The organism is Bradyrhizobium sp. AS23.2 (assembly GCF_001908185.1).
GTDB lineage: Bacteria > Pseudomonadota > Alphaproteobacteria > Rhizobiales > Xanthobacteraceae > Bradyrhizobium.
On record NZ_LGHM01000408.1, the window covers coordinates 1 to 578 of the forward strand.

Below are 578 nucleotides of genomic sequence, written 5' to 3' on the forward strand. Positions count from 1 at the left end.
GCGGCGTCGGCATGGACGTGGTGCGCACCAATATCGACCAGATCGGCGGCACCATCGACATCAAGTCGGTGGCCGGCGAAGGCTCCTCCGTCACCATCAAGATCCCGCTGACCTTGGCCATCGTCTCGGCGCTGATCGTGGAAGCCGCCGGCGACCGCTTTGCCATCCCGCAGCTCTCGGTGGTCGAGCTGGTCCGGGCCCGCGCCAACTCCGAGCACCGCATCGAGCGCATCAAGGACACCGCGGTGCTGCGCCTGCGCAACAAGCTGTTGCCGCTGATCCATCTCAAGAAGCTGCTCAAGATCGACGACGGCGCCGCGTCCGATCCCGAGAACGGCTTCATCGTGGTGACGCAGGTCGGCAGCCAGACCTTCGGCATCGTCGTCGACGGCGTGTTCCACACCGAAGAGATCGTGGTCAAGCCGATGTCGACCAAACTGCGGCATATCGACATGTTCTCGGGCAACACCATCCTGGGCGATGGCGCGGTCATCATGATCATCGACCCCAACGGCATCGCCAAGGCGCTCGGCGCCGCCGGCTCCTCGGCCCATGACATGGGCGAGGAGAACGGGGCG

General features: G+C 65.2%; 1 protein-coding gene. It reads left to right on the forward strand.

Annotated features, from left to right (window positions below):
• Positions 1-578 (forward strand): chemotaxis protein CheW (locus AC630_RS42570; protein WP_208867133.1); only part of this gene is annotated, 578 nt, incomplete at both ends.